The 20648-nt window shown below is 73.1% G+C and carries 18 protein-coding genes and 2 pseudogenes; 14 read left to right on the top strand and 6 right to left on the bottom strand.

What is annotated here, in order from left to right:
• Positions 1-2 precede the first annotated feature (2 nt).
• Both ABZ923_RS02500 and ABZ923_RS02495 read left to right on the top strand, forming a co-directional pair.
• Positions 3-701 carry a glycerophosphodiester phosphodiesterase gene (locus ABZ923_RS02500; protein WP_361465713.1) on the top strand — a complete coding sequence of 233 codons (699 nt, stop codon included), beginning with the start codon at positions 3-5 and terminating at the stop codon, positions 699-701.
• A 230-nt stretch (positions 702-931) separates the two neighbouring features.
• Positions 932-2068, top strand: coding sequence for a serine hydrolase domain-containing protein (locus ABZ923_RS02495; protein WP_361465710.1), 1137 nt, complete (start codon positions 932-934; stop codon positions 2066-2068).
• On the opposite strand, the gene ABZ923_RS02490 is transcribed toward ABZ923_RS02495, so the two are convergent.
• Positions 2058-2570 (bottom strand): hypothetical protein, encoded by a 513-nt coding sequence (locus ABZ923_RS02490; protein WP_361465708.1) that lies wholly within the window; start codon positions 2568-2570, stop codon positions 2058-2060. The two genes, ABZ923_RS02495 and ABZ923_RS02490, sit on opposite strands and share 11 nt — an antisense overlap.
• Before the next feature lie 131 nt (positions 2571-2701).
• On the opposite strand from ABZ923_RS02490, the gene ABZ923_RS02485 reads away from it, so the two are divergent.
• From ABZ923_RS02485 to ABZ923_RS02465, 5 genes are read left to right on the top strand one after another with little or no spacing between them, the layout of a single operon-like run.
• Entirely contained in the window at positions 2702-3886 is a 1185-nt protein-coding gene (locus tag ABZ923_RS02485) for a DUF1343 domain-containing protein (RefSeq protein WP_361465705.1), read from the top strand.
• A gap of 22 nt (positions 3887-3908) precedes the next feature.
• Positions 3909-4889: a GNAT family N-acetyltransferase gene (locus tag ABZ923_RS02480; RefSeq protein WP_361465703.1), complete on the top strand. Its 981-nt coding sequence runs from the start codon at positions 3909-3911 to the stop codon at positions 4887-4889.
• The gene (locus tag ABZ923_RS02475; RefSeq protein WP_361465701.1) at positions 4886-6223 is read left to right on the top strand and encodes an ABC transporter substrate-binding protein; all 1338 of its coding nucleotides are present in this window, start codon (positions 4886-4888) and stop codon (positions 6221-6223) included. The genes ABZ923_RS02480 and ABZ923_RS02475 overlap by 4 nt, the downstream gene beginning before the upstream one ends.
• Positions 6217-7179 (top strand): sugar ABC transporter permease, encoded by a 963-nt coding sequence (locus tag ABZ923_RS02470; protein WP_361465698.1) that lies wholly within the window; start codon positions 6217-6219, stop codon positions 7177-7179. The genes ABZ923_RS02475 and ABZ923_RS02470 overlap by 7 nt, the downstream gene beginning before the upstream one ends.
• Positions 7176-8045: a carbohydrate ABC transporter permease gene (locus ABZ923_RS02465; protein WP_361465695.1), complete on the top strand. Its 870-nt coding sequence runs from the start codon at positions 7176-7178 to the stop codon at positions 8043-8045. Before ABZ923_RS02470 ends, ABZ923_RS02465 begins: the two co-directional genes overlap by 4 nt.
• Before the next feature lie 4 nt (positions 8046-8049).
• Here the strand turns inward: ABZ923_RS02465 and ABZ923_RS02460 are convergent, their stop codons facing one another.
• Both ABZ923_RS02460 and ABZ923_RS02455 read right to left on the bottom strand, forming a co-directional pair.
• Positions 8050-9249, bottom strand: coding sequence for a spermidine/putrescine ABC transporter substrate-binding protein (locus ABZ923_RS02460; RefSeq protein WP_361465692.1), 1200 nt, complete (start codon positions 9247-9249; stop codon positions 8050-8052).
• Positions 9250-9413: 164 nt separating this feature from the next.
• A complete protein-coding gene (locus ABZ923_RS02455) occupies positions 9414-10853 on the bottom strand; it encodes a gamma-aminobutyraldehyde dehydrogenase (protein WP_361465689.1) in 1440 nt (479 codons plus the stop codon).
• Between the two features lie 170 nt (positions 10854-11023).
• On the opposite strand from ABZ923_RS02455, the gene ABZ923_RS02450 reads away from it, so the two are divergent.
• From ABZ923_RS02450 to ABZ923_RS02420, 7 genes and pseudogenes are all read left to right on the top strand, one after another.
• The gene (locus ABZ923_RS02450) at positions 11024-11545 is read left to right on the top strand and encodes an Lrp/AsnC family transcriptional regulator (RefSeq protein WP_361465687.1); all 522 of its coding nucleotides are present in this window, start codon (positions 11024-11026) and stop codon (positions 11543-11545) included.
• 19 nt (positions 11546-11564) lie between these two features.
• On the top strand, positions 11565-12929 hold the full coding sequence (locus ABZ923_RS02445) for an aspartate aminotransferase family protein (protein ID WP_361465684.1): 1365 nt from the start codon (positions 11565-11567) through the stop codon (positions 12927-12929).
• Between the two features lie 190 nt (positions 12930-13119).
• A complete protein-coding gene (locus tag ABZ923_RS02440) occupies positions 13120-13860 on the top strand; it encodes an ATP-binding cassette domain-containing protein (RefSeq protein WP_361465681.1) in 741 nt (246 codons plus the stop codon).
• A pseudogene (locus ABZ923_RS02435) lies at positions 13842-14456 on the top strand (hypothetical protein); the annotation flags it as partial. The gene ABZ923_RS02440 and the pseudogene ABZ923_RS02435, both read left to right, overlap by 19 nt.
• Before the next feature lie 711 nt (positions 14457-15167).
• Positions 15168-15737 (top strand): annotated as a pseudogene (locus tag ABZ923_RS02430) (hypothetical protein); the annotation flags it as partial.
• Between the two features lie 95 nt (positions 15738-15832).
• On the top strand, positions 15833-16240 hold the full coding sequence (locus ABZ923_RS02425; protein ID WP_361465678.1) for a VOC family protein: 408 nt from the start codon (positions 15833-15835) through the stop codon (positions 16238-16240).
• A 198-nt stretch (positions 16241-16438) separates the two neighbouring features.
• Positions 16439-17137, top strand: coding sequence for an LAETG motif-containing sortase-dependent surface protein (locus ABZ923_RS02420; RefSeq protein ID WP_361465675.1), 699 nt, complete (start codon positions 16439-16441; stop codon positions 17135-17137).
• A gap of 56 nt (positions 17138-17193) precedes the next feature.
• Here the strand turns inward: ABZ923_RS02420 and ABZ923_RS02415 are convergent, their stop codons facing one another.
• Genes ABZ923_RS02415 through ABZ923_RS02405 form a run of 3 tightly spaced genes read right to left on the bottom strand, consistent with a single transcriptional unit; the run spans position 17194 to position 20636 of the window.
• On the bottom strand, positions 17194-17991 hold the full coding sequence (locus tag ABZ923_RS02415) for a maleylpyruvate isomerase family mycothiol-dependent enzyme (protein ID WP_361465672.1): 798 nt from the start codon (positions 17989-17991) through the stop codon (positions 17194-17196).
• 23 nt (positions 17992-18014) lie between these two features.
• On the bottom strand, positions 18015-19034 hold the full coding sequence (locus tag ABZ923_RS02410) for an ABC transporter ATP-binding protein (protein ID WP_361465669.1): 1020 nt from the start codon (positions 19032-19034) through the stop codon (positions 18015-18017).
• A complete protein-coding gene (locus ABZ923_RS02405) occupies positions 19035-20636 on the bottom strand; it encodes an iron ABC transporter permease (RefSeq protein WP_361465667.1) in 1602 nt (533 codons plus the stop codon).
• Positions 20637-20648: the final 12 nt, after the last annotated feature.

Raw genomic sequence — 20648 nt, 5'->3', positions numbered from 1 at the left:
CCATGCAGACCGTGACCGCCGTGGCACACCGCGGCGACCCCTACCGTTTCCGCGAGAACACGCTCGACTCACTGCGGTCCGCGCTCGACCGGGGCGCGGACGCCGTCGAGGTCGACGTCCGGCTCACCCGCGACGGCGTGCCCGTGCTGCTGCACGACGACACGCTGCGGCGGCTGTGGGAGGTCGACCGTCCGCTGGGCGCGCTGTCCGCCGACGAGCTGCGCGGGCTCACGGCGGGCGGGGTGCCGACGCTGGCGGAGGCGCTGGCCGCGACCGGGGACAGCAGGGTGATGGTGGACCTGTGCGGGCCGGTCGGCCGCCGTACGGTGGAGCGGACCCTGGACGCGGTCCGGCAGAGCGGGGCCCGGGACCGCGTCTACTACAGCGCGCACGCCGAGGCGATGCTGGCCGTCCGCGCCGCCGACCCGGCCGCCGAGATCGCCCTGACCTGGACGACCCTGGCCCCGCCCCGGCCCGCGCTGCTGGCCGCGATCCGCCCGCGCTGGCTCAACTACCGTTTCTCCCTGGTGAGCCGGGAGCTGGCGGCCCGCGTCCACCACGACGGCCTGCTGCTGTCGGTGTGGACCCCGGACACCCGCCGCTCGATGAGCCGCCTGCTGGACCTGGGCGTCGACTCGATCACGACGAACCGGATCGGCGTCCTGCAGGCCCTGCGCACCGCAGACCGCGGCCCCGTCTAGCCCCCGGAGTGCTCCCACCGCACCCGCGACGGCCGGGCCGCGGCCAACGGGCCCGGCCGGCCCCACCCGTAGGGGCTGTCCCGGACAACTCCCCGAGGTCGGGGGCTGGTTGGTCAGGGCCGGGCAAGGGTCGTACGCCCTCCTCGGTGAGGATCCGCATCGCGCTCCCGGCCCCGGAAGATGATCACGAAGCGTCTTCCGGCGCCGCAACGTCGTCCAAGGAGCCCTGTATGCGCCCCACCCGCCGTTCCGTTCTCCTGACCGCCGCCGTCGTCACCGCGCTGGCCGCCGGACCGCTGGCCGCCCCCGCGTTCGCCGCGCCCGCGCCCCCGGTGTCCGCCCGGGCCACGGCGGGCCCGGACTCGGAGGCCCTCGCCGCCGCGATCGCCGGGCTGCCCGACCACGACGCCACCGCGGCGCTGCTCCGCGTCGGCGGCGAGGGGACCTGGCGCGGGACGGCCGGCGTTCACGACGTCCGCAGCGGGGCGCCGGCCCTGGAGAACGCGCGGTTCCGGGCCGGTTCGGTGACGAAGGTGGTGACGGCGTCGATCGTGCTGCAACTGGCCGCGGAGGGCCGGATCGACCTGGACGGCACCGTGCAGCGGTATCTGCCGGGCCTGCTCACCGAGGAGTTCGCGCCGATCACCGTACGGCAGTTGCTGAACTACACCAGCGGCCTGCGCCCGGGCCCGTCCCTCGGCGACACCGTGGAGGACGGCTATCCGCACCGCTTCGAGACCCTGACGCCCCGGCAGGTCGTGGCGGCTTCCGTGGCGGAGGGCCCGGCGTACGCGCCGGGCACGCGGCAGAGCTACGGCAACATCCACTACACCGTGCTCGGGATGCTCGTCGAGAAGGTGACCGGCGACTCGTACGCGCACCAGGCCGCGGTGCGCGTCTTCCGGCCGCTCGGCATGCGGCACAGCTCGTTCCCGGCCGGCACGGACCCCCGGATCCACGGGCCGCACAACCGGGGGTACGACTGGATCGACGGCAGGCTGGTCGACGTGACCGACTGGAACATGTCCGACCGCTGGGCGGCCGGTGACCTGATCTCGACCACCGCCGATCTGGAGCGGCTGCTGGTGGGGCTGTTCCGCGGCCGGGTGGTGCCCGAGCCGCAGCTGCGGGAGATGTTCACGCTGCCGGACGTGCCCGGGGCGCGGTACGGCGCGGCGCTGGAGCGGTTCGAGGCGAACGGCAGGGTGATCTGGGGCAAGACCGGTTCCCGGCCGGGGTACGCGACGGTGATCGCGGCGACCCCGGACCTGTCCCGCACCCTGGTCTACTCGGTCAACGCCACGGACGCGAAGGGCGACGGCCTGGCCGTCGCCCAGCGCTTCGCGTACCCCGCCTTCAACCGCTGACGGCCGGTGCGCCGAGCGCCTCCAGTCGCCTGGTCTTCTTCCGTACGACGTACAGCGGGACGATCCCGAAGACCCCGAAGGACATGTCGATCACGCTCCACCAGAAGGGGATCCCGCGGAGGGGTCCGCACACGAGGGCGAGCGGGATGATGCCGGCGCAGGCGATCATCCCGAACTCGACCACCCAGATGTTGCGGACGGGGTCGCGGTACGGGCCGTAGAACGCGACCGCGATGACGAGGTGGGCGAAGGCCAGCCAGTCGGTGCCGTACAGGACGAAGGGGTACTCGGCGTCGACCGTGTCCAGCCCCTCCCGCACCCGGGAGATCCACGCCGCCAGGCCGGGCAGGTGCTCCGGGACGGACAGCGCCCGCAACGCCTCCTCGGTCCAGCGCAGTTCGTGGACCAGCGGGAAGGCGGTGGCCCCGCTCAGGACGAGGCACACGACGAAGAGGGCCAGCCAGACACGGATGCCCTTGAGCAGGGCGGCTCTGTCGCTCATGGCAGGAGCCTACGCTTGGAATTGAACATGTTCAAAACCGTGGAACGGCACGTCGTCATTGCGGAATTACCGGACATGCAAGTACATTCCCCCCACCGCTTCGAGAGGTCACCGGCAGACGGGGGCAGGGCATGGGCACGGACGGCCGCGTCGCGGTGACGCCCGGGATCGCACGACTGCACGCGGCGCCCTCGCTCGCCGGGCCCGGCCGGCTCGGGCTGGTGACCAACCACACCGGTGTCCTGCCCGACCTGCGCCCGGCCGCGCCCGCGCTGCTGGAGGCCGGCGCGCGGCTGGTCGCCCTGTTCGGCCCCGAACACGGGCTGCACGGCACCGGCCAGGCCGGCGAGAGCGAGGCCGCCCGGACGGACCCCGGCACCGGGCTGCCGGTCCACGACACCTACCGGTGCGAGGGCGAACGCCTCGACAAGCTGCTGACCGACAGCGGCGTCGACGCCCTGGTGTACGACCTGCAGGACATCGGGGCGAGGTTCTACACCTACGTGTGGACGATGTACGACCTGATGGTCTCGGCGGCCCGTACGGGCGTGCGGTTCGTGGTCGCCGACCGGCCCAACCCCCTGGGCGGACTCGTCAGCGAGGGCCCGCCGCTCGACCCCGCGTGGGCGAGCTTCGTCGGGCGGGCGCCGATCCCCGTCCGGCACGGCCTCACCTGCGGTGAACTGGCCCGGTGGCTCAACGCCTCCGCCGTGCCCCGGGCGGCCGGCCGCGCAGCCGACCTGACGGTGATCGAGGCGGCCGGCTGGCGGCGCGCCACGACCGCGGAGGCCACCGGTCTGCCGTGGGTCGCGCCCTCGCCGAACATGCCGAGGCCCGCCACGGCCGCCGTCTACCCCGGCACCTGTCTGTTCGAGGGGACCGATCTCTCCGAAGGCAGGGGCACCACGCAGCCCTTCGAGATCGTCGGGGCCCCGTACGTCGACGCCCGGTTCGCGCCCGCGCTCGCCGAACTGGCCCTTCCCGGAGTGCGCTTCCGTGAGCTGCGGTTCGTACCGGCCTTCCACCGGCACGCCGGACGGCCGCTGCGCGGGGTCCAGCTCCACCTCACCGACCGCACCGCCTTCGCCCCGGTCCGCACCGCCGTCGCGATGCTCGCCACGCTGCGCCGGCTGTACCCGGACGACTTCGCCTGGCGGCCCCCCGCCGAGGCCGGCGAGCGGCACTTCATCGACCTGCTGTGGGGGTCCGACCGGCTGCGGCGCGCGATCGACGCGGGCGAGGACCCGCTGCCGCTGTGCGATCCGCCGGCACCGCCGGGCCGGTGGGCCGGCGACGACGCGCTGCTCTACCCCTGAGACCGGAAAAGGACCCCCGTCGATGACCGCTCGCACGACGACAACCCAGGCCGGGATCCGCGGCTTCCGCGTGGGCGACGGCCCGCGGCTGGTGGAGGCGTGGCGCCGGAGCGCGCCGGCCGACCCCGTCACCGCGGACCGCTTCCGCTCCCTGGTGCTGCTCGACGCCAACTTCGACCCCGAGGGGCTGCGCGTCGCCGTCGACGGGGACCGTGTCGTCGGCGCCGCCTACGCGGTGCGCCGGCTGACCCCGATGACCGGCACCGACCTGGAGCCGGAGCAGGGCTGGATCCCGTTCTTCTTCGTGGACCCGGCCGCCCGCGGGCGCGGCCTCGGCCGCCGGCTGCTGACCGAGGCCCTCGACTGGCTGCACGGCCACGGCCGCACCCGGGTGGACTTCTCCGCGTACACCCCGAACTACGTCCTGCCCGGCCTGGACGCGGAGGCGTACCCGGAGGCGGCCGGGCTCCTCGCGTCCCTGGGCTTCCGCACGCTGTACGAGGCGGCGGCGATGGACCGCTCCCTGGTCGGCTACCGCCTCCCGGACGACGCGGCGCGCCGCCGGGACGAACTGACGGCGCGGGGCCACCGGTTCGCCACCCCCTGCGACGACGACCTGGTGGACCTCGTGGCGCTCGCCGGGAAGCACTTCACCGCCGACTGGGCGCGGGCGATCCGGGAGTGTCTCGCCGCGGGCACACCGCTCGACCGGATCGTGGTGGTCCGGGACCCCGCGGGCCGGCTGGCCGGGTGGGCGATGCACGGCGCGTACGAGTCGGCGGACGAGCGGTTCGGTCCGTTCGGCGTGCTGGAGGAGATGCGCGGCACCGGGCTCGGCAAGGTCCTGCTGCACCTGGTCCTGGAGCGGATGCGGGCGCGCGGCGCGCACTCCGCGTGGTTCCTGTGGACCGGCGAGCGCTCCCCCGCGGCCCACCTGTACCGCACGGCCGGCTTCCGCACGACCCGGGTGTTCCGTGTGCTGCGCCGGGAGGCCGCCCGGTGAGTCCGTCCCACCGCGGCGGCGGTCTGAGCCGCCGTCACTTCGCGCTGGCGCTCCCCTCGGCGCTGCTCGCCTCCGGGTGCGCCGCACCGCACCGGGGCACCGGGCGGCCCGGGGATCCGATCGTCCTCACCCTGCTCTCCCACTACGCGAGCGGGGAACTGAAGGAGGCGCTGCGCGGCCCGGTCGACGAGTGGAACGCCACGCACGACCGGGTCAAGGTGGAGACGACCGCCGTGGAGTTCTCCGACCTGCTGACCACGTTCATGGTCCGGCAGGCCGCCGGGCAGGGCGCCGACATCCTCCACCCGTACTGCCTGTGGAACGGCCAGCTGGTGCGGGCCGGCGTCCTGCGGCCCGCCCCGCCCGAGCACGCCGCGGAGATCCGGCGCGGCTACGGCGAGGCGGCGGTCGGCGCGGCCTCGGTGGGCGGCACGGTCTACGGCTATCCGACCGAGGTGCAGACGTACGCCCTGTACTACAACAAGCGGCTGCTGCGCGCGGCCGGCGTCGACGGCCCGCCGCGCACCTGGCGGGAGCTGGAGGACACGGCGTACCGCACCACCCGGCGGGACCGGTACGGCAACACGCTGGTCCAGGGGTTCGGGCTGTCGACGTACGACGACTCCACCACCGTCGGCCAGACCCTCGCCCTGCTCAACGCGGCCGGCGGAACGTTCGTGTCCGAGGACGGCCGGAGCACCGCCATCGACTCGCCGGCCGGGCGGGCCGTGTTCGGTCTGGAGCACCGCCTGGTGGCCGAGGGGGCGAGCGATCCCGGCGTCAACGTCTACCGGGCGTTCGCGTCCGGGCAGGTCGCCATGGTGGTGAGCGCCGGCTGGTGGTCGGGCAGCCTGAAGGCTCTGATGGGCCGGGACTACCGGGACGTCGGGGTCGCGCCCGTGCCGGTCCCCCGGGCCGGCGACCGGCCTGCCACGCTCTGCACCGGCTTCATGCTCGGGGTCAACACGGCCAGCCGGCACCCGCGCGAGGCCTGGGAGTTCCTGCGCTGGCTGAACACCGGGACAGTGACGGTGAAGGGCGTGACGGCGACCCGGATGAGCGCCCTCCAGGTGTCGGTCGGCTCGCTGACCGGCCGCGCCGGCGACATGCGGACGCTGCTCGGCGCGGGCGGCACCGGCCGGGATCCTAACCTGCGCCCGTTCCTGGACGCGCTGGGGTACGCGGTGCCGGAGCCGAACGTGCCGGGCGCGCAGCGGGCCAAGTCGCTGCTGCGCACGAGCATCGAGGCGATGTGGACGGGACAGCAGTCGGTCGACCAGGCCCTGCGCACCATCCGCCGCCAGGTCGACCAGGAGGTGTCGCGCGCGTGGTGAACGTCCTGGCGCCGGAGCCGACCGGGCGGGCGGAGCCCGGCGCGCGGCCGGCGGCCCCCGGCACCGGCGGCCGTACCCGGCGCCGGCGCCGCCAGAGCGTCGTCGCCTACCTGTTCCTGGCGCCGGCCCTGCTGTTCTTCGCGGTCTTCCTCGTCCTGCCGCTCGGCTTCGCGCTGCTGCTGTCGCTGTCCCGCTGGACCGGTTTCGACCTGGGCGGCATCGACCCGGTCGGCCCGGACAACTTCACCGCCCTGTTCGCGGCCGGATCGACGTTCCTGACCCCGGTCCTCACCAACACCCTGCTGTTCGCCCTCGGCACCGTGGCGCTCGCCCTCGCCGGCTCCCTGCTCGTCGCCACCTGCATCGACCGGCTGCGGTTCCAGGGGGTGTGGCGCACGCTGTACTTCCTGCCGATCGTCACGACCGTCGTCGCCGTCGGCAACGTGTGGAAGTACATGTACGAGCCGGGCGGCCTGGTCAACGGCGTCCTCAACGCCCTCGGCGCCGGCTCGGTGGCGTTCCTCGCGGACCCCGGCACCGCGCTGCCCTCGGTCGTGGTCGTCCAGGCCTGGGCCTCGCTGGGCTCGGCGATCCTCGTGCTGACCGCCGGGCTGAAGGCCGTCCCCGAGTCGTACTACGAGGCCGCCGCGCTCGACGGCGCCGGAGCGGTCACCGTCTTCTTCCGGATCACCCTGCCGCTGCTGCGGCCGGCCCTGCTGTTCGTGTGCGTCACCCAGTTCCTGACCGGTCTGCAGTCGTTCGCGCTGATCACCGTGATGACCAAGGGCGGCCCGGGCGACGCGACCGACGTGGCCGCGCTGGAGATGTACCGGCAGGCCTTCTCCTACGGCGACTGGGGCACCGCGAGCGCCGCCGCCTTCGTGCTGTTCCTGGTGGTCCTCGCGGTCACCCTGGCCCAGTTGTGGATCTTCCGGCGGAAGGGGGAGGACGCATGAGCCGCCGTCGTTTCCCGTGGCTGTCGTACCTGGTGGTGGTGACCGGCGCCGTGCTCACGGTGGTGCCGTTCCTCGACATGGTGATGACGTCCTTCAAGGGCCCCGGCGAGGCCGGGACGCTGCCGTACCGGTTCCTGCCGAAGGCGTTCGACCTGTCCAACTACCGGGCCGCGGTCGACCAGTTGGACCTACCGGTGCTCTTCCGCAACAGCGTCGTCGCCACCGCCGTGATCACCGGCTCGGTCCTGCTCACGTCGTCGCTGGCCGGCTATGCGCTCGCCAAACTCCGCTTTCCCGGCCGGGACCTCGTCTTCCGCCTGGTGCTGGCCACGATGATGTTCCCGCCGTTCCTGTTCTTCGTCCCGCGCTTCCTGATCCTGGTGCACTGGCCGCTGGCGGGCGGCAACGACCTGCTCGGACGCGGCGGCGCCGGCCTGACCGTCAGCATCGTGGCGCTCGCCGTGCCGTTCCTCGTCAACGGCTTCGGGATCTTCCTGATGCGCCAGTTCATGGTGGCGATCCCGGACGAGGTCCTGGAGGCCGCGCGCATCGACGGGGCCGGCGAGTTCACCGTGTGGTGGCGGATCGTGGTCCCGCAGACCAAGCCGGTCCTGGTGACGCTCGGACTGCTGACCTTCGTCGACGCCTGGAACGAGTACATCTGGGCACTGCTGGTCTCGACCGCGAACCCGGACGTGATGACGCTGCCGGTCGGCATCCAGCTCCTGCAGGACCACGTCGACCCGGCCCGCACCATGCCCGTCGTCATGGCCGGCCTCGTGCTGAGCATCCTGCCGGTCCTGCTGCTCTTCCTGCTGCTGCAGAAGCACTACATCCGGGGTGTCATGCTCAGCGGTCTGAAGTGAGCGGCTAGAGTCCCACGATCCTGTTCCAGCGCCCGGCGAACTCGACGCGTTCCGCGGGCGTGATGTCCCGGGCGACGGCGAGCCGCCCGCGCAGAGTCGGGTCGGCGTCGGGGAAGATCAGCGGGTTGTCGGCGAGGGCCGCGGTGTCCCGGTCCTCGGCTGCGGCCAGGATCGCCCGGGCGGCCGGCACCGGGCAGACGTAGGTGACCCAGGCGGCCAGCTCCGCGGCGACCTCGGGGTCGTAGTAGAAGTCGATCAGGCGCTCGGCGTTGGCCTTGTGGCCGGCCCGGTTCGGGATCATCAGGGAGTCCGCCCACAGCTCGGCGCCCTCCTCGGGGACGACGAAGCGGATGTCGGGGTTGTCCGCCTGGAGCTGGATGACGTCGCCGGAGTACGCCTGGCAGGCGAGGACGTCCCCGCTGACCAGGTCCTTGGTGTAGTCGTTGCCGGTGAACCGGCGGATCTGGCCGCGTCGGACCTCGCGCTCCACCTGTTCGCAGACCCGGTGGAAGTCGTCCCTGGTCCAGCGGGTGACGTCGACGCCGTTGCCCTGCATGAGCAGCGCGAACGCCTCGTCCAGACCGGACAGCAGGGTCACCCGGCCCTTGAGGTCCGGCGCCCACAGGTCGGCGACAGCGCGTATCTCGCGGCCGAGCTTGCGGCGGTTGTAGGCGACGCCGGTGATGCCGGACTGCCACGGCACGGTGAAGCGGCGGCCCTTGTCGAAGGCGGGCGAGCGCAGCAGCGGGTCGAGGTGGCGGGCCACGTTCGGCTGGCGGGCGCGGTCCATCTCCTGCACCCAGCCCAGCCGGACGTACCGGGCGCACATCCAGTCGCTGATGACGATCAGGTCGCGGCCGGTGGAGCGGCGGTTCATCAGCGCGGGGCTGATCTTGCCGAAGAACTCGTCGTTGTCGTTGATCTCCTCGACGTAGTCGACGGAGACGCCGGTGCGCTTCTCGAAGGCCTCCAGCGTGGGCCGCCGGCCGGGGTCGTCGTCGTCGGTGTCGATGTAGAGCGGCCAGTTGGCCCAGGTCAGCCTCTTCTCGCCCGCGGACCGGTCGGCGACGGCCCGGTCACCGGGCGCCACATAGGCGGCGGGCACCCCGCAGCCGGCGAGGGCACCGAGCGCGGCGGTGCCGCCGAGGGCGGCGAGGAGGGAACGGCGGGACGGCAGGGGCGTACGGGAGGAAGTCAGGGGCACCCCGGCAGGATGCCGCTCCGCCGGGCGCGGAGACAATCGACGCTGCGTCGAGCGGGCCGTCGCGGATCCGGCACCTTGTCGATCAACCGCCCGGAGGGGCGCGGGGAACCGGGCGACCGGCTCCTCCGCGCCCCGGGCCGGGCGACGGCCGGACGCGGGGACCGTCAGCCGTCCAGCGAGGTCATCACGTGCTTGATGCGCGTGTAGTCCTCGAAGCCGTACGCCGACAGGTCCTTGCCGTAGCCGGACTTCTTGAAGCCGCCGTGCGGCATCTCGGCGACCAGCGGGATGTGGGTGTTGATCCACACGCAGCCGAAGTCGAGCTTCTTGGACATGCGCATCGCGCGGGCGTGGTCCTTGGTCCACACCGAGGAGGCGAGGGCGTACTCGACGCCGTTGGCCCACTCGACGGCCTGGTCCTCGTCGGTGAAGGACTGGACGGTGATGACCGGGCCGAAGACCTCGTTCTGGACGATCTCGTCGTCCTGCTTCAGGCCGGAGACGACGGTCGGGGCGTAGAAGTAGCCCTTGTCACCGACCTGCTGGCCGCCGGCCTCGACCTTGGCGTGGGCCGGCAGGCGGTCGATGAAGCCGGCGACCTGCTTCAGCTGGTTGGGGTTGTTCAGCGGGCCGAAGAGCACGTCCTCGTCGTCCGGCTGACCCGTCTTCGTCTCGGACGCGGCCTTGGCGAGCGCGGCCACGAACTCGTCGTGGATGGACTCCTGGACGAGGACACGGGTCGCGGCCGTACAGTCCTGGCCGGCGTTGAAGAAGCCCGCCACCGAGATGTCCTCGACGGCCTTGGCGATGTCGGTGTCCTCGAAGACGACGACCGGGGCCTTGCCGCCCAGCTCCAGGTGGACCCGCTTGAGGTCCTTGGAGGCGGACTCGGCGACGGACATGCCGGCGCGTACGGAGCCGGTGATGGAGGCCATCGCCGGGACCTCGTGCTCGACCATCATGCGGCCGGTGTCGCGGTCGCCGCAGATGACGTTGAAGACGCCCTTGGGCAGGATCGAGCCGATGATGTCGGCGATCAGGACGGTCGAGGCCGGGGTGGTGTCCGACGGCTTCAGGACGACCGTGTTGCCCGCGGCGATGGCCGGGGCGAACTTCCACACGGCCATCATCATCGGGTAGTTCCACGGCGCGACCTGGGCGCAGACGCCGACCGGCTCGCGGCGGATGATCGAGGTCATCCCGTCCATGTACTCGCCGGCCGAGCGGCCCTCCAGCATCCGGGCCGCACCCGCGAAGAAGCGGATCTGGTCGACCATCGGCGGGATCTCCTCGGAGCGGGTGAGCCCGACCGGCTTGCCGGTGTTCTCCACCTCGGCCGCGATCAGCTCCTCGGCGCGCTCCTCGAACGCGTCCGCGATCTTCAGGAGGGCCTTCTGCCGCTCGGCCGGCGTGGTGTCGCGCCAGCCCGGGAAGGCGCGGGCCGCGGCCTCCATGGCGGCGTCCACGTCCGCCTGCCCGGACAGCGGCGCGGTCGCGTACGCCTCGCCCGTCGCGGGGTTGACCACCTCGGTGGTCCGTCCGTCGGCGGCGTCCCGGAACTCACCGTCGATGTAGTTGCGCAGACGACGCAGCTCGGTGCTCACTGCCGGCCTCCTGATCTGGTTCAAGCTGTCCAATCACTGAGACACCCACCCTAGTCGGCGCACCCACGTTTTCAACACCCCCACCGGCACCAGTTCTGCGAAATCCGCAAACTCCGGTCTCGCAAACAACGAATTTCATCGCCGGGGCCTTGCGAAACTGTCGAGACGTCGTGCAGAGTGAGCTCGTGGCCAGTCGAAGCGCAGACCAGAGGGACTCGTCCCGCGAGTCGAGGAACGGCGGCAGTCCCCAGCTGGACGCCGTCTCCCTCGCCATCATCCAGCAGCTCCAGGAGGACGGCCGCCGGCCGTACGCCGCGATCGGCAAGGCCGTCGGCCTGTCCGAGGCGGCCGTGCGCCAGCGCGTGCAGAAGCTGCTGGACCAGGGCGTGATGCAGATCGTCGCCGTCACGGACCCGCTCACCGTGGGCTTCCGCCGGCAGGCGATGGTCGGGATCAACGCCGAGGGCGATGTCGAGAAGATCGCTGACGCGCTGACCGACATGTCGGAAGTCGAGTACGTGGTGATGACCGCGGGCTCGTTCGACATCCTCGCCGAGATCGTCTGCGAGGACGACGACCACCTGCTGGACGTCATCAACAAACGCATCCGGTCCCTGCCCGGAGTGCGCTCCACCGAGAGCTTCGTCTACCTGAAGCTCAAGAAGCAGACCTACATGTGGGGAACCCGATAACCGTGAGGACCCGATAACCGTGAGCACCAAGGACCTCAGCCGCACCGCGTACGACCACCTGTGGATGCACTTCACCCGCATGTCCTCGTACGAGAACTCACCCGTGCCGACCATCGTCCGGGGTGAGGGCACCTACATCTACGACGACAAGGGCAAGCGCTACCTCGACGGTCTCGCGGGTCTGTTCGTGGTCCAGGCCGGTCACGGCCGTACGGAACTCGCCGAGACCGCCGCCAAGCAGGCCCAGGAGCTGGCCTTCTTCCCGGTGTGGTCCTACGCCCACCCGAAGGCCGTCGAGCTGGCCGAGCGGCTCGCCGACCACGCCCCGGGCGACCTGAACAAGGTCTTCTTCACCACCGGCGGCGGCGAGGCCGTCGAGACCGCCTGGAAGCTGGCCAAGCAGTACTTCAAGCTCCGGGGCAAGCCGACCAAGTACAAGGTCATCTCCCGTGCGGTCGCCTACCACGGCACCCCGCAGGGCGCCCTGTCGATCACCGGCCTCCCGGCACTGAAGGCCCCCTTCGAGCCGCTGGTGCCGGGCGCGCACAAGGTCCCGAACACCAACATCTACCGCGCCCCGATCCACGGCGACGACCCGGAGGCCTTCGGCCGCTGGGCCGCCGACCAGATCGAGCAGCAGATCCTCTTCGAGGGCCCGGAGACCGTGGCCGCGGTCTTCCTGGAGCCGGTGCAGAACGCCGGCGGCTGCTTCCCGCCGCCCCCCGGCTACTTCCAGCGCGTGCGCGAGATCTGCGACCAGTACGACGTCCTGCTCGTGTCGGACGAGGTCATCTGCGCCTTCGGCCGCCTCGGCACGACGTTCGCCTGCGACAAGTTCGGCTACGTCCCGGACATGATCACCTGCGCCAAGGGCATGACCTCGGGCTACTCCCCGATCGGCGCGTGCATCGTCTCCGACCGGATCGCCGAGCCGTTCTACAAGGGCGACAACACCTTCCTGCACGGCTACACCTTCGGCGGCCACCCGGTCTCCGCGGCGGTCGGGCTCGCCAACCTCGACCTGTTCGAGAAGGAGAAGCTGAACCAGCACGTCCTCGACAACGAGGGCGCCTTCCTCTCCACGCTGCAGAAGCTGCACGACCTGCCGATCGTCGGCGACGTCCGCGGCAACGGCTTCTTCTACGGCATCGAGCTGGTGAAGGACAAGAACACCAAGGAGTCCTTCAACGAGGAGGAGACCGAGCGCGTTCTCTACGGCTTCCTCTCCAAGGCGCTGTTCGACAACGGCCTGTACTGCCGTGCCGACGACCGCGGCGACCCGGTGATCCAGCTCGCCCCGCCGCTGATCTCCAACCAGGAGACGTTCGACGAGATCGAGCAGATCCTGCGCGCCACCCTCACGGAGGCGTGGACGAAGCTCTGATCATCCGACGGGATGACCCGACCCGGCCCCGGCGCCCTCCGTTCGAGTGAGAACGGCGGCCCGGGGCCGTGTGCTGTCCGGCCTCCCGGCAGCGGCTGCCTAGCGTTCCAGTGACCGATCGGCCCAGCTCTCGTTCCCCCGGACGGGGGAACGGACAGAGGGAAAACGGATCAGAACCGAGGTGTACGCCATGGAGGCCCCGCCGGACAACGACGTGCTCTGGGCACGCTCCCTGCACTTCATGCACCGCGACGGCTCCCCCGGACTCACCGGCATCTCGCTCGGTGTACGGGAGGGCGAGATCCTCGCCGTCAGCGGCCCGCGCGGCAGCGGCAAGACCACCCTGCTGCGCTGTCTGTCCGGCCAGGTGCCGGTACGCTCCGGCGAGGTCTGGTTCAACAGCTCCCCCGTGCACACGCTCGGCCCGATGGCCCGCGAGCGGCTGCGCCGGGACCGCTTCGGCTGGATCGACCCCGAGCCGGTCCTGATCCCCGAGCTGAACGTCTGGGAGAACGCCGCGCTCCCGCTGATGCTGCGCGGCGCCGGCCGCCGCAGGGCCAAGGTGGCCGCGCTGGAGTGGCTGGAACGCCTGGACGTCGGCGACAGGGCCCGCAGCCGCCCGCACGCCCTGCAGCACGCCGAACGCCAGCGGGTCGCCATCGCCCGCGCGCTCGCCCCCGGGCCCTCGGTGCTCTTCGCCGACGAGCCCACCGCCCCGCTGCACCGCGCGGACCGCGCCCACGTCCTGCGCACGCTGACCGCGGCGGCCCGCTCGCACGGCATCACGGTCGTCCTCGCCACGCACGACCCCGACACCGCCGCCCTCGCCGACCGGACGGTGCACCTGCTGGACGGGCGGCGCGTGCACACCGTGCACCTGCCGGACACCCCCGACACGGAAGGCCGGGCCGCGTGCTCGCTGTCCGTCTGACCCGCGCCGCCCGGCCCGCCGTCCAGCTGCGCCGCCTGCTCGTGGCCGCGGCCTCCGCGGGCACCGGGTTCCTCCTGCTGTCCTGCCTCGGCCACGCCCTCGACCGCCCCGAGGCCGCGGACGCCGCCGCGCTGCACCTGGCCTGGTGCGTGCTGCCGCTCGCCGCCACGGTGTACCTCGCGGTCGCGGTCGCCCGCACCGACCCCGGCACCCGGCCGCGGGCCGGCCTGTCCGCCGTGGGCCTGGGCCCGGCCCGCCTCATGGCGCTCTCCGCGCTGACGACGGCCCTGTCCTGCACGCTGGGCTCGATGCTCGCCCTGCTGGTCTTCCTGCACCTGCGCGGCGACCTCGCGGGCCTGCCGTTCGACGGCGCGGCGGCGGACTTCCTGGCCGCCGGCCGCGCCCTGCCCGTCCCGGCCACCCTGACCCTCCTCTTGCTGCTCCCCGCCACGGCCACCACGACGGTCGCCCTGACCCTCCGCCCCAAAGACCCCCGCCCCCCGCAGCGGACCACCCGCCGCTTCGGCCGCTTCGGCGCGTACGGCGACCCGACGAGCCGGGACACCTTCGGGGCGTACGGAAGATTCGGCGCCCGCTTCGGCCTCCGGCCGGCGGGCGGCGGAGGGGCCGAGGGGACGGACGCCGTTGGGGCCGAGGGGACGGGCGGCGGTGGGGCTGAGGGCGGTCAGCGTTCCGGGGGTGGCGCACCGCGCGCGACGGCGGGCGGCGGAGGGGCCACGGGGCCGAGCGCCGGAGCAGCGGGCCGCGGTGTGGCCGCGGCCGGTCCCCGTTCCGGGGGCGGCGCACCGACCGCGGCGGCGGACGGCGGCGGAGGGGCCGAGGGTGGTCCGCGTTCCGCAGCCGGCGCACCGAGCGCGACGGCAGACGGCGAAGGGGCCAAGGGAGGTCCACTCACCGGGAGCGGCGCACCGAGCGCGACGGCGGGCGGAGGCGGGGGCGCCAAGGGCGGTCCGCGTTCCGCGGCCGGCGCACCGACCGCGACGACGGGCGGCGGCGGAGGGTCCAAGGGCGGTCCGCTCACCGGGAGCGGCGCACAGACCGCGACGACGGGCGGCGCAGAAGCCGCGCGTGGCGAACCGGCCGGAGTCGATCCGTGTCCCGGCGGCGCGCCCGCCGCGGGCGGTCCGCGGGCCGCGGGCCGCGGGCGTGCCGTCGAGGTGATGGGGCTGCCCGTGCGCGAGCGGAGCCGGGCGTGGGGGCAGGTGGGCGACACCCTCGCGGTGCCGGGCCCCGCGGCCGACCCCGAGTCCGCCGCCCCGGACGCCGTGGAGGCGCCCACCGCCGACAGTCCCGCCGGCTTCCCCTGGGGCGTCGCACTCGTCACCGCCGGACTGGCCGCGCAGGCCTACGCCGGCCGTTCCACCCCCGCTCCCTCCCTCGCCGTACTCCTCGGCTGGCTGCTCACCGCCACCGGCCTCGTGCTGGCCTCCCCCGGCCTGACCCACCTGTGCGGCCGGCTCCTGCAGTGCAGCCGCCCCGGCGCCCTGCGGCTGCTCTCCGGCCGGGTCCTGATGACGGAGGCCGCCCGGCTCGGCCGGCCCCTCGGCGTGGTCTGCGCGGTGGCGTCCGCCGGTTGCGCCCTGACCGCCCTGCACGGCGGCCCGGCCGCCGCCTTCGGCCCGCTGTCCGCCCTCGGCGCGCTCGTCGTCGCCGGCTCCACGGTCGCCACCCTGCTCACCGCGGCCGTCGAGGCCCGCCAGTGCCGCGCCGGCACCACCGCCGCGCTGCTCCGCCTCGGCGCCCCCGCCGCCATGCTGCGCGGGGCCGCCGCCCTGCGCGCGGCCGCCCTGCTGGCCCTGTTCGGCCCGCTCACCCTGGGGATCGCCGTGCTGTCGGCCCTGCCCCTGAGCCGCTGACGAAAAAACGGGCGGGCGCCGATGAGTTCGGTGCGGACCGCCGGTCTACCCACCGAACGCGACGGACCGCGCACCACCCGGACGGGAGACACCGCATGTACCAGCAGATGATCTTCGTGAACCTGCCCGTGAACGACCTCGACGCCTCGAAGAGGTTCTTCACCGAACTCGGCTACTCGATCAACCCCCAGTTCAGCAACGAGGACGCGGCGTCGGTGGTGATCAGCGACACCATCGTGGCGATGCTGCTGACCAAGCCGTTCTACGCCACTTTCACCAAGAAGGAGATCGCCGACGCGACGACGACCAGCGAGGTGCTGATCTGCCTGAGCGCCGAGAGCCGCGAGAAGGTGGACGAGCTGGTCGACAGGGCCATCGCGGCGGGCGGCACGGCGAGCGGCCGGACCCAGGACCACGGCTTCATGTACGGCCGGGCCTTCGACGACCTCGACGGCCACACCTGGGAGGTCATGTGGATGGACCCGGCGGCCGTCCAGGGCTGACGCGGAAGGCGGTCAAACGTCGGGGTGGTTAATAAGACGGCAAAGTCAACACCCGTTGACGGTGGACGCGTTGACACTGCTTATGAAGCGCTTATAAACCTGTGAGCCTGCCGGGGATCCTGGGACGTCGCCTCATCCGTCGTCCCAAATCCCCCGCCACCCCCCGCAATTGCTCTCTGTAAAGGACAAACGTTGTCCATGACTCGCCGTAGCGTACGTCGTTCCGTGCGCGTGCTGGGTGTCGCCTCCGGGTCGGCGGCGCTGGTGCTGGGCCTGTCCGGCTCCGCCCTCGCATGCAACATCAAGGACTTCTCCGCCGAAGCCAGGTGCGACGGCGCCAAGGGCCTCATCGTCGTCACCGACACCGACCCCTCCGCCGCCGAAGGCACGGTCAGCGTCTTCCTCCAGGGGGACGGCGGGGTCGAGACGAAGGTCGGCGAGCAGCCGGTCAAGGGGTCGAAGAAGGGCGTCGAGGTCTCCTTCCCCGAGAACTGGAAGCCCAGCGCCACCTACCGGGTCCACATCAAGGCCGCCAACGTCGACCAGGACATCAAGCCCGACCTGGTGACCCCGTCCACCGCCTGCAAGGCCGAGGAGAGCGAGACCGCGAAGCCGACGGCCAGCACGTCGCCGACCCGCTCCTCGTCCCCGTCCCCGTCCAAGTCCGCCCCGGCGCAGCCCGCGACCCCGGCCCCGTCGGCCTCCGAGTCCAGCTCCGCCCCGGCCGGCACCTCCGAGAACGCGCCGTCCCCGGCGGTCGGTGACTCCAACCTGGCCGAGACCGGTGCCGACTCCCACACCGGCCTGATCGCCGGCATCGCCGCGGCCCTGGTCGCCGTCGGCGGTGGCGCGGTCTGGTTCGGCATGCGCCGGCGCGGCGCGAGCCGTCACGGCTGACCCGCACCGCCGTACCCCGGCCCGCCCCGCTGTCCCCAGGGGGCGGGCCGGTCGCGTCAGCCGAAGGTGGCCCGCTCCAGCCAGAACTCCAGCACCTCACGCTCGCCGAGCACTTCGAGGCCGGGTGCGTCCAGCGGCAGCCGGCGGTAGAAGGCCAGCAGCACCGAGGTGAGCGGGCCGCGCAGGGCGACGGTGGCCTTCTCGTGCCCGCGCCGCCAGCTCACCCCGTCCGCGCCCAGCTCGACCAGCCACTCGGCGTTCAGCTCCGGGCCGGCGTCGGTGGCGTGCAGATGGATGGCGGTCCCCGGGCGGCGCAGGTCCTTCGCCGGGTCGTGCGGCAGGTTCCGCTGCGCCCACTCGACGATCTGCAGCCACTCGTCCAGCGCGTCGGCGGCGATGTCCGGCGCCACCTCGTAGGGCAGCCCGGCGGCGAGCGTGGCGTCGGCCCGGTGCACGGTGATCTCGTGGGCCATACGACGGGCCCAGAAGCCGGAGTTCAGCGTCCCGGCCCACGCCCACACCGCCGCGTCGGGACCGGCCTCGCGCAGCGCGCCGACGACCAGCTCACCGCTCTGCGCGAGCCACTTGTCCAGGGCCGCCGCGTCACCGCGCTCCTGCGGCCCGCGGCCCAGCGGCACCTGCTCCTCCGGGACGTTCTCCTGCGCCCGGCTGCGCACCAGGGCGTCCACCCAGCGCAGGGCGCCTCCCATGTGCCGTACGAGGTCCTCCAGCGACCAGTCCGGGCAGGTCGGCACGGTCGCGGACAGATCGGCGCCGGAGGTCACCACGGCCCTCAACCGGTCGACCTGGTCGGCGATTTCGTCGCAGTAACGGTCATGTGCGAGCAGAGGCATGACCTCACCCTACGGTCGGGCGATCAGTCCAGTACGAGGGTTTCGGCCACGTCGAACTCCACGCCGACCGGGGCGCCGGGCTCGGGCGCGTCCCGCAGCGCGCAGGCCGCCTCCAGTCGCGGGCCGTCCGCCGGCTGGAGGTGGACGGCCACATGCGTGCCCTTGAAGGTACGGGCCGTCACCGTGCAGGGCAGGCCCTGGTCGGCCGGCACCAGCCGGACCCCGGCCGGCCGGACGAGGACCGTACGGCTGCCCTGCGCGGAGCCGTCCGGCACCGGCAGCTTGCCCCACGGGCTGTCGGCGGCCGTCCCGGCGACGGTCGCCGGGACCACGTTCTCGAAGCCGAGGAAGCGGGCCACGAACGCGTCGGCGGGCCGCTGCCACACCTCCAGCGGCGTCCCGGTCTGCGCGATCCGCCCGTCGCGCATCACCACCACCCGGTCGGCCAGCGCGAACGCCTCGCCCTGGTCGTGGGTGACGGCGAGCACGGTGGTGCCCAACCGGCCGAACAACTCCCGCAGTTCGACCACCAGCCGCTCCCGCAGCGAGCGGTCGAGCTGGCCGAGCGGCTCGTCCAGCATGAGCAGCCGGGGCCGGGGCGCGAGCGCCCGGGCGAGGGCCACCCGCTGCTGCTCGCCGCCGGACAGGGAGGCCACGGCCCGCCGGGCGGCCCCCGGCAGCCCGACCAGCTCCAGCAACTGGCCGACCTCGGCGTCCCGTTCGCCCTTGGCGACGCCGTGCATGCGCAGCCCGAACGCCACGTTCGCGCCGACGTCCCGCTGCGGGAAGAGCTGGTGGTCCTGGAACATCAGCCCGACCCCGCGCCGGTGCGCGGGCACCCCCGCCTGGTCGCGGCCGTCCAGCGACACCCGTCCGGAGTGCAGGGGTTGCAGCCCCGCCACCACCCGCAGCAGGGTCGACTTCCCGCTGCCGCTCGGCCCGAGGACGCACACCACCTCGTGCTCGGCGACCTCCAGGCCGACGCCGTCGAGCACGGCCCGCCCGCCGAAGCGCACGGTCGCGCCATCCAGCCTCAGCAGCATCTAGAACTCCCCCGTCCGGTCGGTGCGCAGCCGCTCCAGGATCAGCAGCGCGGCCGCGCACACCACCATCAGAATCGTCGAAAGGGCCATCGCCTGGCCGTAGTTGAGGTCACCGGGGCGGCTCAGCAGCCGGGCCACGGCGACCGGGAGCGTGGGGTTGTCGGGCCGGGCGATGAACACGGTCGCCCCGAACTCGCCCAGCGACACGGCGAACGCGAACCCGGCAGCGACCAGCAGCGCCCGCCGCACCAGCGGCAGGTCCACCTCCCGCCACACCCGCCAGGGCGAGGCCCCGAGCACCGTCGCCGCCTCCCGGAGCCGTACGTCCACCGCGCGCAGCACCGGCAGCATGGTCCGTACGACGAAGGGGGCGCCGACCAGCGCTTGGGCGAGCGGCACCAGGATCCAGGACTGGCGCAGGTCCAGCGGCGGCTTGTCGAGCGCGATCAGGAAGCCGAAGCCGACGGTCACGGCGGACACCCCGAGCGGCAGCATCAGCAGCGCGTCGAAGCCCCGCACCAGCCGTCCGGCGTCCCGGCGGGCCAGCGCGGCGGCGGCGAGACCTCCGATCACCACGGCGATGGCGGTAGCGGCGACGGCGTACTCCAGCGAGGTCCACACCGCGTGCACGGGCGCCACCAGGAACGTACCGCCGTCGGCGTCGGTCAGCGCCCGGTAGTAGCCGAGGCCGGGCGCGTCGAGGGAGCGGCGGACGAGGACGGCGAGCGGCAGGACCAGCAGCAGGGCGATGGTGGCGAGGACGCCGGCGAGCAGCGCCCACTGGCCGGCGCCGCGCGGGCGCCGGACGGTCGTGTTCGGGTCCACCAGCCGCAGGGCCGTCTCCCGGCGCCGTACCGTCCAGGCGTGCACGACGAGGATCGCGCCGACGGCCGCGAACTGGACGAGGGTGAGGACGGCGGCCGTGGACAGGTCGAACACCTCGGAGGTCTGCCGGTAGATCTCCACTTCGACGGTGGAGAAGGTGGGACCGCCGAGGATCTGCACCACGCCGAAGGAGGTGAAGGTGAACAGGAAGACCATCAGGGCGGCGGCGGCCACGGCGGGCGCGAGCGCGGGCAGGGTGACCTTCCGCCAGGCCGCCGACGGCGAGGCGCCCAGCATCCGGGCGGCCTCCTCCTGCCGGGGGTCGAGCTGGGCCCACAGCCCGCCGACCGTGCGGACGACGACCGCGTAGTTGAAGAAGACGTGGGCCAGCAGGATCGCCCACACCGTGGTGTCCAGCCGTACGCCCCACAGCTGGTCGAGCAGACCGTGGCGGCCGACCAGCGCGAGGAAGGCGCTGCCGGCGACGACGGTCGGCAGCACGAACGGGACGGTGACGACGGCCCGCAGCAACTGCCGGCCCGGGAAGTCCAGGCGGGCGAGGACATAGGCGGCGGGCAGGGCGAGCAGCAGGGTGAGCGCGGTGGAGGCGAGCGCCTGCCAGGTGGTGAACCACAGCACGTGCCGGATGTCCGGCTGCGTGACGACGTCCGCGATCCGCCCGAACCGCCAGGTGCCGTCCGTCTTCAGCCCGCGCGCGATGATCGCGGCGACGGGCCAGGCGAAGAACAGCGCGAAGAACGCGACGGGCACGGCCATGAGGCCGAGCCG

It is taken from the genome of Streptomyces sp. NPDC046881, from assembly GCF_040645015.1.
In the GTDB taxonomy this organism is placed as follows: domain Bacteria; phylum Actinomycetota; class Actinomycetes; order Streptomycetales; family Streptomycetaceae; genus Streptomyces.
Note: the sequence above shows the minus strand (reverse complement) of the source record. Positions and strands in the feature narration are given on the sequence as shown.

Coding starts and splice junctions, on each gene's coding strand:
- ABZ923_RS02495 (WP_361465710.1), top strand. CDS start 932: ATGCGCCCCACCCGCCGTTCCGTTCTCCTGACCGCCGCCGTCGTCACC.
- ABZ923_RS02425 (WP_361465678.1), top strand. CDS start 15,833: ATGTACCAGCAGATGATCTTCGTGAACCTGCCCGTGAACGACCTCGAC.
- ABZ923_RS02405 (WP_361465667.1), bottom strand. CDS start 20,636: ATGGCCGTGCCCGTCGCGTTCTTCGCGCTGTTCTTCGCCTGGCCCGTC.
- ABZ923_RS02410 (WP_361465669.1), bottom strand. CDS start 19,034: ATGCTGCTGAGGCTGGATGGCGCGACCGTGCGCTTCGGCGGGCGGGCC.
- ABZ923_RS02480 (WP_361465703.1), top strand. CDS start 3,909: ATGACCGCTCGCACGACGACAACCCAGGCCGGGATCCGCGGCTTCCGC.
- ABZ923_RS02420 (WP_361465675.1), top strand. CDS start 16,439: ATGACTCGCCGTAGCGTACGTCGTTCCGTGCGCGTGCTGGGTGTCGCC.
- ABZ923_RS02440 (WP_361465681.1), top strand. CDS start 13,120: ATGGAGGCCCCGCCGGACAACGACGTGCTCTGGGCACGCTCCCTGCAC.
- ABZ923_RS02485 (WP_361465705.1), top strand. CDS start 2,702: ATGGGCACGGACGGCCGCGTCGCGGTGACGCCCGGGATCGCACGACTG.
- ABZ923_RS02490 (WP_361465708.1), bottom strand. CDS start 2,570: ATGAGCGACAGAGCCGCCCTGCTCAAGGGCATCCGTGTCTGGCTGGCC.
- ABZ923_RS02500 (WP_361465713.1), top strand. CDS start 3: ATGCAGACCGTGACCGCCGTGGCACACCGCGGCGACCCCTACCGTTTC.
- ABZ923_RS02465 (WP_361465695.1), top strand. CDS start 7,176: ATGAGCCGCCGTCGTTTCCCGTGGCTGTCGTACCTGGTGGTGGTGACC.
- ABZ923_RS02415 (WP_361465672.1), bottom strand. CDS start 17,991: ATGCCTCTGCTCGCACATGACCGTTACTGCGACGAAATCGCCGACCAG.